A 13,732-nucleotide genomic window follows, 5' to 3' on the forward strand; every position below is an offset into this window, starting at 1 on the left:
TGGTGTGAGACCAAATGAGGGCACGATTTTTTTCTTATCATTATTTCGTAAAGCTTTCCACAAAGATCGTTACGTCTTTCAACCTCTCACGATTTATCTCATATCCTATACCAGGGCCACTTGGAACATCAATCATTCCATTATGGACCATCACTTCAGGAGTTGTAATATCCTCCTCCCAGTATCGGCTACTGGCAGAAATATCTCCAGCAATCGTGAAGTTAGGCTGAGATGCAATAGCGATATTGTGTGCTCTGGAGATACCAAATTCCAGCATTCCACCACACCAGACGGGTACTCCTTTTTCCAAACAAAAATCATGAATGTCCTTTACCGTTTGAATCCCGCCTACTCTGCCAGCTTTTATATTTATTACCCGGCAGCTTCCTAGCTCTATTGCTTTCTTAGCATCGTCCAAAGTGACAATACTCTCATCTAAACAAATCGGTGTTTGGAGCACAGATTGTAGCTTTGCATGCTCGACAATATCATCGTATCCTAGTGGTTGTTCGATCATTAGCAATCCAAACTCATCAAGTGCTTTTAATCGATGAATATCCTTTAATGTATAGGCAGAATTTGCATCGGCCATTAATTCAACATGAGGAAAATGTGTCCTGATTGATTGAATATACTCGTAATCATTTTGTGGAGAGATTTTCACCTTCACCCGCTTGTAGCCGTTCTTTAGATTTCTTTCAATTTGCAAAAGCGTCTCTTTCATCGATTTAGCCCCAACCACTACTCCTGATGGAATGGCACTTCGAGTCCCTCCGAGCAGGCTTGATAATGACTGTTCTCTTTCCTTTGCATATAGGTCCCATATCGCCATCTCAAGACCTGCTTTGGCCATAAAGTTTCTCCGAAATTGGTTAAAAACCGGAGTAACCTCACTCGGATGCTCAATGTGATGCTGGAAGATCAACGGGATAAAAAATTCTTTTAGCATATGTAAGGAGGTTTGGACGGTCTCTTCCGTATACCAGGGAGAGGAAAAGGCTACTACCTCTCCAAGCCCAAACACTCCGTCCCGATTCATTACCTCTATGACAATCCCTTCCCGTTCATGTACCGTACCTAAATGAGTGATAAACGGAGTCTTTAATTTCATGGAGACAACCGATAGCTTAATTCTCTCAATTCTCATTAGATGCTCCGCCTTTTATCCATTCCTTCAAACTTCTTCTTAAAAGCTTATTAGACGCATTTCTTGGTAGTTCATCAACTATGCTGACCCTTTTAGGAACCTTGTATTTCGCTAATTTGGTTGAGGAATATTGTATGATCTCTTCTTCTGTTATCGATGGATCCCTAACAACAACAAAGGCTACCGGTACCTGTCCCCATTCCTGATCTTCCATACCGATAACCCCCGCTTCTTGAATAGACACATGACCTTGCAAAACACCTTCAATTTCCGCGGGATAAATATTTTCTCCACCAGAGATAATCAAGTCAGAACGGCGATCCTGCACGTATAAGAAACCTTCATCATCAACATATCCTATGTCCCCAGTTGCAAACCATCCATCTATTAGGTGCGAACTCTCTTTATTCAAATACCCTTTCGTGACATTCGGACCTTTTACATAGATTTCTCCTGACTCTAACGGTTGCTGTTCCAAACCATCAGCAGCAACAATTTTTAATTGTGATGGAAAAAGTGCCTTTCCTGCTGAACCTAATTTGTTCAAGCTATATTCAGGAGATAAAGTGACAAATTGAGAGGCCGTTTCTGTCATTCCATACGTTTGATAAACTGGAACTTGTAGCTCCACACATCTTTCTAATAATGAAAGTGAAGCTGGGCCTCCTCCTAAAAGCATACAACGAAAATGACTCGGTAACTGGCTATCCAAGTGATCTAATAATCGTGAAAGCATCGTACTTACAACAGACATCGTTGTGACTTTCTCAGACGTTATATCTTGCAACGTTTTTTCCACGTCAAAGCTCTCGTGCAACACCATCTTCATTCCATAAATCATACTTCTCATTAAAATGGAATAGCCACTAATATGAAAAAGAGGAACTGCACATAACCACCCATCACCATCTTGCAATCCAAGATTTAAGCTTGAGCCAATTGCACTCCACCAATGGTTTCCATACGTTTGCATAACCCCTTTAGGAGAACCCGTCGTTCCAGAAGTGTACATGAGAGAGCAAACCTCTTCTAAAGCTACTTCATTCACAAGAGGTGGCTCAATATATGATGTTTGAAACAACTCATGTTTGTAGACGATATGTACATCTAATTGTTCCGCTTTTTCTTTGAACAATGCTTCCGTAATTAAAAAAGCTGAATTTGAGTCCTTCAACTGATAATTCAGTTCTTCTCGAGTTAGTCTTGTGTTAAGCAAAACTGCTTTTATACCAAGTAGCTGTAATGACAACAATATAACGACACTTTCGGAATGATTCGATAATAACAGTGCAACGTATTGATCCTGTCTCATTCCATATGTGTGCATTCGACCTGCTACATCGACACATTCCGCATATAGCTGTTGAAATGTGTAGCGTTTATCTTCAAATACCAACGCCGTTCGACTAGGTGTCAAAAATGCTCTCTTTTTAAGAAAATTCGGCATGACTTCTATTGACAATTTTTTCACCCTCTTCCTAACTAAGTTATCAAATTGACCTTTCATTTTCAATGTTAGAGGTTTCATACAAAAAAGCTTGGCCATTTTGGGCCAAGCTCTTTACTAACCTATCAAGGGAAACGTGGGAATTGACCAAAGTCTGGCTTGCGTTTTTCTTTAAACGCATCGCGCCCTTCCTTTGCTTCATCCGTTGTGTAATAAAGGAGAGTAGCATCTCCAGCAAACTGTTGAATTCCAGCTAGTCCATCTGTATCTGCATTAAATGCTGCTTTTAAGAAACGAAGAGCAGTTGGGCTCTTTTCTAGCATTTCCTCACACCATTTAATTGTTTCTTCCTCCACTTGCTCAAGAGGAACAACTGTATTTACTAGCCCCATATCAAGTGCTTCTTGCGCATTGTATTGACGGCATAAATACCAAATTTCTCGTGCTTTTTTATGTCCCACGATTCTTGCTAAATAACCTGAACCATATCCAGCATCAAAGCTACCCACTTTAGGACCCGTTTGTCCAAAGATCGCATTATCAGCCGCAATGGTTAAATCACATACGATATGTAAAACATGTCCTCCACCAATTGCATATCCCTTTACCATCGCAACAACAGGCTTAGGAATTACACGAATTAAGCGTTGAAGATCAAGAACATTTAAACGAGGGATTTCGTCTTCTCCAACGTATCCACCATGTCCACGTACTTTTTGATCTCCTCCTGAACAGAATGCTTGGTCTCCAGCTCCTGTTAAGACGATTACACCTACATTACGGTCGTCACGTGCATAAGCAAACGCATCAATTAATTCCATGACCGTCTTAGGACGAAATGCATTTCGCACTTCTGGACGATTGATGGTAATCTTAGCAATACCGTTATATGTTTCATACAGAATATCTTCGTAATTTCTTTGAGATACCCACTCAGCTGTCAATGTGTTTTCCTCCCTTAATTAAGAATCGGATTTATTCGACAAAAACCCACTTACTATTGTACCAAATTTTTCAGGTTGTTCCACATGTATTGCATGTCCACATCCATCAATATTTACCCACTGACTTTTTTTTAGATATTTTGTCATCTTTTCAGCAATGTTGACAAATTTCTGATCCATGGAACCCGTAAGCAATAAGACTTTACCGGGGTACTCATTTAGTCTTTCCCAATAGCTTGGTTGTGACCCCGTTCCCATTCCAATCAAGCTATTTGCCAATCCCTTAATAGAGTTTTGCTTTCTTTGCTCTTTTATTCGTTGGCGAATGAGTACTGGTAATTTTTTTTGACTTTCGAATAACGGAATATTGCTCCAATATTCGACGAACCAATCTAATCCATTTTTCTGAATTTTATTGGCTAACTGTTCATCCTGTTCTCTTCTACTCCTTCTATCTTCCTCCGTTACAAGTCCTGGAGAAGCACTTTCGAGAACAAGGTTACGTACTAAGGTCGGATTCATCAATGCAAATGCAAGCGCCACTCGACCTCCCATTGAGTATCCAACCACATCTGCTTGCTCTATGTTTAAATTTTGAAAAATAGAACGTAAATCCTCCACCACCGACTTCATTTCATACCGTTCAATCGAATCTGGGGATGACGATTTTCCATGTCCGACAAGATCAACTTTGATGATTCTCGAGTTTTTCTTTAACAGCTCTTCACAATCCGACCATGTAGAAATATCACCGGTAAATCCATGAAGTAGAACAATCGGAAAACCCTCTCCTGATACTTCGACATGATATTCTACCCCATGCACCTCAATTTTCATCAGCTTTCGCCACGCAAATTCCGACTAATTTCCCGGGAAACATAATCCCACAAATTTCGATGTTCTTGTAGGTTTTCATCTCTTTTTGTCGGAACTTCAATAACCGATAATCCTTCTTTCGCCAAAGTTTGCTCAAAAGAGGAAGTAAGCTCCATCCAAGTAGAAACTCGGCTAAAAGTCCCGCCGTACATGGAGACAGCTGGTTCAAAATCAAGGTCTAACGGAGTACCAAATAGACGTTCAAAATGCTGCGGATGACTTGCCTGAGGAAGGAAACTAAAAATCCCACCACCATTGTTATTTAGCACAATAACACTTAGGTCAATATGATATAACTTAGAAGCAATGAGACCGTTTAAATCATGGAAAAAAGTTAAATCTCCAAGTACTAAATACATAGGCTTGTGAACCGTCCCAGCACCAAGAGCAGATGAAATCACTCCATCAATACCATTTGCACCGCGATTTGCCATGATTCTGATCGACTTTTGATTATTAAAGAAAAAAGTATCCACATCACGGATTGGCATGGAATTCCCAACAAACAAAGTAGCTCCATCAGGCAGCAATTCTACTAATTCATAAAATAAACGACTCTCACTGAGGGATTCATTTTCCTTTACACGGAACAAAGCTGCTTTTGTTATCTCATTCATTTGTTGCCACTTTTCAAGAAACAATGTATCCTGATTTTCTTTTAAAAGAGGAAGAAGAGATTCACAAAATTCGACTTCATCACAATAAACCATGTTTGTGGTTAATAAGGATGGGTCTCTCCAACCTTCCCCACCATCAACCACAAATTGAGGGACTTGCTCATTCTTTTTCATAAATAATGAAAATGCTTTTGAAATAGGCATCGCCCCAAATCGAATAATTACATCTGGTGCTAAATGACTTACGGCATCGTCATTTCTTAAAAATGTATCATAGCTTTCTATTATATGTACAAACTCGTGGTTTCCACTTCGTAACTGCGATAAGGGATCCGCAATAATCGGATACTGTAACTTTGCAGCTAGCATAGTAATGGCATTAGCAAAGGTGGGATGATCGATTTCACCACAAACAATCAATCCATTTTTATGTTCATTCAACTCGTTCGCAATGGATCTTAATTGATTTTCATTCAGGGCCAGACGACCTTGTTCAATGTGAACATATCCCTTTTCTCTTTCTGGCATGATAAATATATTTTCACTTGTTAAATCAGGCACAAGTGGTTCACGAAGTGGAAAATTCAAATGCACGGGACCAGCTGGAGAAGATAAAGCGGTTGCAACAGCACGACCTGCAACAGTGCGCGCATAACGAAGCATCTCTTTGGAGCCCTCCGGATGAGACATTTCGATAAACCATTTTACATGCTTCCCGTATAAATTCACCTGATCCATTGCTTGTGGTGCACCAACATCACGAAGCTCATGTGGTCGATCCGCTGTGATAACTAGAAGAGGTACCCTTGATAAATTCGCTTCAGCTATTGCAGGGAAATAGTTCGCTGCTGCTGTTCCCGAAGTACAAAGCAAGACGGTCGGATTTCGGGAAGCCTTGGCCATTCCCAACGCAAAAAAGGCTGCTGATCTTTCATCTACATGAATATGCAGACGAAGATCAGGGTGTTCAGCCATAATCATCGCAATAGGAGTGGACCTTGACCCTGGGCTAACAACAACGTCCTTCACTCCTGCATGTATTAATTCTGCTACAAAAGAAGCAATGTATTTCGTTAATGCTTGTTGGTGATTCATTACTCTTTCCCCCTTAAGGCAGAAAGCATAGGACGAAACTTGATATTCGTCTCTTGATACTCACTGTCTACATTCGAATCCTTAACGATTCCACAACCGGCAAATAAAGAAGCCTCGTTTCCTTGTAACAATCCTGAACGTATCGCAACCGCAAATTCTCCATTACCTTCAAAATCAATCCAACCGATCGGTGCCGCATACATTCCTCTATCTAAGTCTTCCATTAACCGGATGCTCTCTATTGCTTCTTTTCTTGGAACCCCACCTAAAGCAGGCGTGGGATGAAGCAGGTTCACAAGCTGAAGTAACGAACTTTCCTCATCAGCTATTCCAACCACTGGTGTGTATAAGTGCTGAATATGCTTATTTTTCAACAACTGTGGGTGAGACGGAATTCGAACCTCATGACATACCTTTTCCATCGCTTCCTTAATCATCTCAACAACAAATTGATGTTCATTCAAATTCTTTTCATCACATAGAAGTTCATTACCTAGTAACTCGTCTTCTTTTATAGTCTTCCCTCTGGCTATGGAACCGGCCAAACAGGTGGAGTACACATTGTTTTTTACCTTTTTAACTAATCTTTCTGGTGATGCTCCAATAAAACAGTCCCCTCTAGACTCAAAGGCAAAAATAAAACTGTCTCTCTGTTCCTCTAAAAGATTCATAATCACAGGCTCTACTGGAATTTGCTCTTCGAATTGAAGTCTGAGCTCTCTAGCAAGAACAACCTTTTTCATGGTTCCTGCCTTTAGTAATTCTACGACCTCGCTCACACGTTTCTTCCAATTTTCAGGATAAACTTCATTTACCTGTGATAAGTTGGTCAACTGTGGCAATTCTTGCTTTTCTATTCCATTAAATAACGATTTTCTCTCTTGTTCAGCTAGCTCATACATTGAATCATCATCTTCAGCCGAACAAAGAAGGTTAGTCGTTAAATAGTATTCTCCTTTAATTACACTAACTAGGTACTTTGGTATATGAAAAAGGGAATGTGGAAACTGTGCCCAAAGATCGGTTTTCTCTTTCAATGGATCAAAGGAAAATCCACCCAACATAATGGGTCCAGTAGCAGTTGGTTTCTCTTCCATTAGCATGATGCTATGACTCATAAGCTCTTGCCATTGCTTCTCCACATGAAAAAAGCGGCCAGAAGCCTGATCCGATTGTATTTCTTTACATATTCCAATGCCAATCATAACTACTTCATCAGAGGGATCTTTCCAAAAAAAGCGCTCGCCAACAAATTGGTCTCTTCCAGCTGCAAATACAGACAGAGGCTGAACCGGATGAATCCTTTGGACTTCGCTAACTAATACGGGCATTGAAAGCTTGCGTGCTTTCTCAATTGCTTCAATGATCCCTTCTTTAAGCTCCGTATTCTGAATGGTAACCAAATTCGTACAACTCCTGTTAAATAACGTTATAAACTTATTTTAAGATACACCTCAATCCAAGATCATGTCAACAAAAGGAACCTTCGAAAACCTATATCTTTCCTTATTATACGCTATTTCAATCTATTTTGAGATATTATGCCCATAATTGTCATTCCTGCACAAAAAATTATTGTAGAAAATATGGAAATGGTCTCCTTCATTAGGAGGAAAATTTAATTGACACACTCCTTCGTTTTTCCTACACTTGAATTTGGATATAAATTATTTTAAACTTATATAGTTTTGACAAATAAATATAGAAATGGGGAGAGGTACGATGCAACCACAAATGCAAACGGGTCCTTCGCCTACTTTTAAGGGGAAAAATTGGAGAGTCTGGTGGCAACTTACACGACCACACACGTTAACAGCTGCCTTTGTTCCTGTATTATTAGGAACCGCATTAGCCTTACCATTAACATCTATTGACCTTGGTTTATTTATCGCCATGCTTATCGCTTGCTTACTTATACAAGCGGCAACAAATATGTTTAATGAATATTATGATTTCAAACGTGGTCTTGATAACGAGCACTCTGTCGGTATAGGTGGAGCCATTGTTCGCGAAGGAATTCAACCTGCGACCGTTATGAAAATAGCTCTTAGTCTTTATGGTATTTCCATGCTGTTAGGAGTATATATTTGTATGAATTCTAGCTGGTGGCTTGCTGCGATTGGTCTAGTTTCAATGACAGTAGGTTATCTATACACGGGAGGACCTATTCCGATCGCGTACACTCCTTTTGGAGAAATCTTTGCCGGTTTCTTTATGGGAATGCTCATCATACTGATTGCCTTTTACATTCAAACAGGTTTTGTTACTATGATAAGTGTATTAATATCTGTACCTATCGTCATAACTGTAGGTGCCATTCTACTTGCCAATAATATACGTGACCATGATGGTGACAAAGAAAATGGAAGAAAAACATTAGCGATCCTACTTGGTCAAAAAAGAGCAATCTTTCTTTTAGCAGGAATGTTCCTTGTCTCTTATGCTTGGGTATTTACTCTGATTGGTTTAGACTATGCTTCTGCTTGGTTAGCGATCGTGTTGCTAAGCTCACCAAAAGCAATCAAAGCGATCAAAGGATTCATCGGAAAAACAAAACCGATTCAAATGGTTCCAGCCATGATAGCGACTGCCCAAACAAATACGATATTTGGATTTTTGTTATCAATCGGACTATTTTTAGGACATTTCTTAAACAATTAAACAAAAGAGGAGACCCTATAAAAATGGTCTCCTCTTTGTTATTTACCTAACTTTACCTTTTACAGAAGAAATATTCCAAATGTCATCCGCATACTGCTGTATGGTTCGGTCACTAGAGAAAAAACCTGAATTCGCTATATTGGCTAAACTCATCTTTAACCACCTATTTTGATCAGCATAAGCCTTCCCTACTTCTCTTTGGGCTTCTATATAAGATGAGAAATCACGTAAAACAAAATACTGGTCATTCTCCATTAATAACGAATCATGGATCGGCTCAAACTCATTATCAAGATCGCCAAAATATCCGTTCGTTAACTGATCCACCACTTGGCGAATACGTTTATCATGGTGATAATAGTCGACTGACGTATAGCCGCCATACTGGTAATAATTCATAACTTCTTCCGCTGTTAATCCAAAAATAAATATATTGTCATCGCCTACATGTTCCTTGATTTCAATGTTAGCTCCATCAAGTGTACCTAAGGTAAGTGCACCATTCATCATGAACTTCATATTACCTGTTCCCGAGGCTTCTTTACTAGCAGTCGAAATTTGCTCACTCACATCAGATGCAGGAAAGATTTCTTCAGCTAATGATACACGGTAGTTTTCAAGAAATACTACTTTCAACTTGTCAGATACCGTTTTATCATTATTTATTTTTTCTGCAATGGTATTGATGAGCTTAATAATTTTCTTTGCATAGTAATAACCAGGTGATGCTTTCGCTCCAAACAAGAACGTTCTTGGATACATCTGAAAGCTCGAATCCTCTTTCAAGCGATTATACAAGTACATAATATGAAGAACATTTAAGAGCTGTCGTTTATAAGCGTGCAATCTCTTTACTTGAACATCAAATATAGAAAGAGGATCAACGACTATACCTGTCTTTGCTTTAATTTTTTCTGCAAGTGATTTCTTATTATCCTGCTTGATCTCATACAACTGCTCTAGAAAAGCAGAATCTTGCTGGAAAAATTGAAGCTCTTTTAAATGCTCTGGGTGATTGACCCACTTCGTCCCAATTCCCTCATTGATCAAACTTGTTAGTTTCGGATTGGATTTGATCAGCCAACGTCTGTGGGTAATCCCATTGGTCTTATTATTAAACTTTTCAGGAAATACTTGATAAAATTGGTTCATTTCTCTTTGTTTTAAAATTTCTGTATGAATGGCGGCTACTCCATTTACACTGTATGAACCGACAATCGCCAAATGAGCCATCTTTACTTGGTCATGAGCAATAATTGCCATATCCTCAATTTTTCGCCAATCCCCTGGATACTGTGTCCATAAGTCTTGGCAAAATCTCTCGTTGATTTCATTTACAATCATAAAAATTCGTGGAAGCAACGGTTGGAAAATGCGAACCGGCCATTTTTCTAAAGCTTCTGCTAAAGTTGTATGATTCGTATATGAAATAGTGTTTGTCGTAATATGCCATGCATCTTCCCAACTCATCCCTTCCTCATCAATAAGTACCCTCATTAATTCGGGGATGGCTAATACGGGATGCGTATCATTTATATGCAGACCCACATATTTATGAAAATCTATTAAACTAGCATGTTGTTTCCGATAAGATCTCACAATCGAACGAATACTTGCAGAGACAAGGAAATATTGCTGCTTTAAACGTAGAATCTTTCCTTCATCATGTGTATCATCGGGATATAAAAACTCTGAGATAAGCTCCGTATCGCGCTTATATTTCATAATATCTCGATTTATTGGGTACGGAGTAGTTTCAGCACTCCAAAGGCGTAACGTGTTAACTGTGTCTGTTTGATAACCTACCACTGGAAGGTCATATGGTACAGCCATCACCGTTTCCGCTTCAAGATGGCGAAATTCTAACTTTCCATTATTATTGATCGCTTCTACTCTTCCCCAAAAAGGAACATCTACAGCTAAATCAGCTTTCCTTACTTCCCATACATGGCCATGACGAAGCCATTGTTCAGGTAATTCTACTTGATATCCATCTACGATTTTCTGCTCAAATAAGCCATGCTTATAACGAATACCACATCCATGACCCGGAAGATCTAAAGTTGCAAGAGAATCCATGAAGCAGGCTGCAAGACGTCCTAAGCCGCCATTACCAAGTGCTGCATCTGCTTCCATTTCCTCTAAGTCGCTAAGCTCAATTCCTAGCTCCTTTAGTCCCTCTTCCACTACATCATCAATTCCTAGGTTAAGGAGGTTATGCCTCAAAAGCTTTCCAAGCAAAAATTCAATAGATAAGTAATAGACTTGTTTTTCTTTCTCCGCTCGATAACTTTCATTTGTCTTGATCCAATTTGAGCTTACGTATTCACGGATCATGATTCCTAAAGTATGGTAGTGATCTCTCTTCGTACTTTCTTGAAAGCTTTTTCCGCAAGTCATTTCGAGACGTTGTAAAAACGTTTCCGTGAACATTTCTTTGTTAGAAAACATGAGTTTCACTCCTGGATAAAAGTTGAGCATATAATTGATTATATTTAAAGGCGGACTGTGCCCAGCTGTTATCAATGCTCATTGCATGCTTAACAAGATTATTCCAAACCCGATCATTTTCGTAAAAATGGATGGCACGTTTAATGGTATACAACATATCATGCGCATTAAAATTCTTGAAGGAGAAACCATTTCCCTCTCCTGAGAATTCATCATATGCAAACACGGTGTCATTTAGACCCCCAGTTTCTCGAACGATAGGGATAGCGCCATATCTCATCGCAATCATTTGGCCTAACCCACATGGTTCAAATTTTGAAGGCATGAGAAAAAGATCAGCACCTGCATAAATTTGGTGAGCTAGACCTTCATCAAAACCAATATATGCTTTAAATCGATCTGGATACTGCCGCTCCATGTCTCGAAAGAAATTTTCAAACTCGTCATCCCCCGTTCCAAGAATGAGGAATTGAATCGGCTCAGCCATAATTTCATTAAACACATGTTTAACAAGATCTAATCCTTTTTGTTTTGTTAAACGTGTGACCATAACCATTAATGGAATTTGTGAAGCCTGTGGTAAGCCAAATTGTTTCTGAATGGCCTTTTTATTTACTAGTTTTTGATTACGATGATTGGCATCGTATGTTTTTACAAGAAACGAATCCTTTTCTGGATTATAAAATTCATCATCAATTCCATTTAGAATTCCTTCAAGATCACTTAAACGACTTCTTAGCAATCCATCCAGCTTTTCACCATAGTACTCCGTTTGTATTTCGTCCATATATGTAGGACTAACGGTAGTAATTCGATCAGACGCAATAAGTGCTGCTTTCATAAAATTTATGTTTCCATAAAACTCAAGTTGATCGGTATTAAAATATGAATCATCTAAATCAAATAAATCCTTTAAAGCTTCCTTAGGCATAATACCTTGGAATCCAAGATTATGAATCGTAAATACTGTTCTCATAAATCCATAGCCGTTTTTCTTTTGATATTCCGTTTTTAGTAAGAAAGGAATCATTCCTGTATGCCAATCATGGCAATGAATGACATCTGGATAATAATCTAGTATACGCACCGCTTCAAGCACGGCACGGTTAAAGAAAGCAAACCGCTCACCATCGTCAAAATAACCGTACAAGGAATCTCTCTTAAAATAGTATTCATTATCTATAAAATAATAAGTAATTCCATCATGGACATACTCTTCAATACCACAATATTGTTCTCTCCAGCCAACATTCACAATCAACTCATGTTTTTTAGTCATCTTTTCACGTATTGCTTGAGGAATGGTACCGTATTTCGGCATCATTACTCTTACATCTGTACCAAGTCTTTTCAATTCTTTAGGTAAAGATCCTGCTACATCTGCTAACCCTCCGGATTTAACGAAAGGTACACATTCCGAAACTGCGAATAAAACTTTCACGAATTCATCAACGCCCCTTGTACTGTTCCTTTACGAACCACATATGGTAAATCCTTTGTTCCATACATCATTGTTCCATCATTTACCTTAACATCTTTATCTAAAACAACCGAATCTAATACGCAATTTTCACCAATTTGACATTTTTGCATGATGATGCTGTTTTTTATTACCGTTCCCTTGCCAATTTTTACAGCACGAGAAATAATACTATTTTCAACGGTTCCTTCAATTAAGCAGCCATTGGCAATGACTGAATTTTTCACCGTAGCTCCTGTAAAGTACCGAGTAGGTGGCTCATCCTTTACTTTTGTATACACTGGCTGATTCTTTAAAAAGAGCTCCTTCCAAATGGATGGATTTAATAGCTTCATACTTTCATTAAAATACGTTGTAATCGAGTCGATCATCACTGCGTATCCTTTGAATTCATAATGGCATTGACGATAAGGACTGTTAATATCTGTTACAACATCTCTCATACATGTATATCCCGTTTGCTCTCTTGTCTCAAAAAGTTCTACTAAAAGAGATTTTTTCATTAAAAACATATGAAGAGATCGTCCGTCTTTTCTTATTTCTGTAATATCACAGCCGCTCTTGATATGCCAATCGAGAATAGGTTCAAAATTCATACTACAAACAGTAAAGCAGTTTGAGATGAGGGCATACTGTTGGTTACTACGATCAAAGTAATCTTTATTGGCAGCAAAATGATTAAATGAAGTTATTTCTTTTTCTTCTGCAGGAGCAGGAAAAAAGAATAACCCATCTCGCTTACGATTTAAGTCCCAATCCTTTCCAGACCCCAAATGATCCATTAAGGAACGGTATTGATTCTTCGGAAAAATCGCCACACTCTTTATTCCAGAATTGACCATGTTTGAAAGAACAAAATCTATTAATCGATAACGTCCTCCAAATGGTACTGCAGCTAAAGAACGATGTTGGATTAGATCCTCTAATCCTTTTTGATATGTTGTTGCATCTATTACTCCAAGCAGCTTTCTATCCATCCTTACCCCTCATCTCCTCATTTATTTGTTCTCTATT

The 13,732-nt window shown here is 38.7% G+C and carries 10 protein-coding genes; 1 reads left to right on the top strand and 9 read right to left on the bottom strand.

Features of this window, described 5'->3' with window-relative positions; all coding sequences use genetic code 11:
- Positions 1-40 precede the first annotated feature (40 nt).
- The 6 genes from menC to MKX65_RS18590 all read right to left on the bottom strand — a co-directional run bounded on the left by menC (position 41) and on the right by MKX65_RS18590 (position 7,529).
- On the bottom strand, positions 41-1,147 hold the full coding sequence (gene menC / locus MKX65_RS18565) for an o-succinylbenzoate synthase (RefSeq protein ID WP_340904986.1): 1,107 nt from the start codon (positions 1,145-1,147) through the stop codon (positions 41-43).
- Positions 1,137-2,609: an o-succinylbenzoate--CoA ligase gene (locus MKX65_RS18570; RefSeq protein ID WP_340904987.1), complete on the bottom strand. Its 1,473-nt coding sequence runs from the start codon at positions 2,607-2,609 to the stop codon at positions 1,137-1,139. The genes menC and MKX65_RS18570 overlap by 11 nt, the downstream gene beginning before the upstream one ends.
- 110 nt (positions 2,610-2,719) lie before the next feature.
- Positions 2,720-3,538: a 1,4-dihydroxy-2-naphthoyl-CoA synthase gene (gene menB / locus MKX65_RS18575; protein WP_160546883.1), complete on the bottom strand. Its 819-nt coding sequence runs from the start codon at positions 3,536-3,538 to the stop codon at positions 2,720-2,722.
- An 18-nt stretch (positions 3,539-3,556) separates the two neighbouring features.
- Positions 3,557-4,375: a 2-succinyl-6-hydroxy-2,4-cyclohexadiene-1-carboxylate synthase gene (gene menH / locus MKX65_RS18580; protein ID WP_340904988.1), complete on the bottom strand. Its 819-nt coding sequence runs from the start codon at positions 4,373-4,375 to the stop codon at positions 3,557-3,559.
- On the bottom strand, positions 4,375-6,126 hold the full coding sequence (gene menD / locus MKX65_RS18585; protein ID WP_340904989.1) for a 2-succinyl-5-enolpyruvyl-6-hydroxy-3-cyclohexene-1-carboxylic-acid synthase: 1,752 nt from the start codon (positions 6,124-6,126) through the stop codon (positions 4,375-4,377). The genes menH and menD overlap by 1 nt, the downstream gene beginning before the upstream one ends.
- Positions 6,126-7,529 (bottom strand): isochorismate synthase, encoded by a 1,404-nt coding sequence (locus MKX65_RS18590; RefSeq protein WP_160546880.1) that lies wholly within the window; start codon positions 7,527-7,529, stop codon positions 6,126-6,128. Before MKX65_RS18590 ends, menD begins: the two co-directional genes overlap by 1 nt.
- Positions 7,530-7,848: 319 nt before the next feature.
- Here MKX65_RS18590 and MKX65_RS18595 point away from each other — a divergent pair, with 319 nt between their 5' ends.
- Entirely contained in the window at positions 7,849-8,787 is a 939-nt protein-coding gene (locus MKX65_RS18595; protein WP_340904991.1) for a 1,4-dihydroxy-2-naphthoate polyprenyltransferase, read from the top strand.
- 42 nt (positions 8,788-8,829) lie between these two features.
- Here MKX65_RS18595 and MKX65_RS18600 read toward each other — a convergent pair whose 3' ends face one another.
- From MKX65_RS18600 to MKX65_RS18610, 3 genes are read right to left on the bottom strand one after another with little or no spacing between them, the layout of a single operon-like run.
- Positions 8,830-11,238, bottom strand: coding sequence for a glycogen/starch/alpha-glucan phosphorylase (locus MKX65_RS18600; protein WP_160549754.1), 2,409 nt, complete (start codon positions 11,236-11,238; stop codon positions 8,830-8,832).
- Positions 11,228-12,679, bottom strand: a complete 1,452-nt coding sequence (glgA, locus tag MKX65_RS18605; RefSeq protein ID WP_340904992.1) for a glycogen synthase GlgA — start codon at positions 12,677-12,679, stop codon at positions 11,228-11,230. Before glgA ends, MKX65_RS18600 begins: the two co-directional genes overlap by 11 nt.
- Positions 12,676-13,695 carry a sugar phosphate nucleotidyltransferase gene (locus tag MKX65_RS18610; protein ID WP_160549755.1) on the bottom strand — a complete coding sequence of 340 codons (1,020 nt, stop codon included), beginning with the start codon at positions 13,693-13,695 and terminating at the stop codon, positions 12,676-12,678. Before MKX65_RS18610 ends, glgA begins: the two co-directional genes overlap by 4 nt.
- Positions 13,696-13,732: the final 37 nt, after the last annotated feature.

It is taken from the genome of Robertmurraya sp. FSL R5-0851 (assembly GCF_038002965.1).
Taxonomy (GTDB): domain Bacteria; phylum Bacillota; class Bacilli; order Bacillales; family Cytobacillaceae; genus Robertmurraya_A; species Robertmurraya_A beringensis.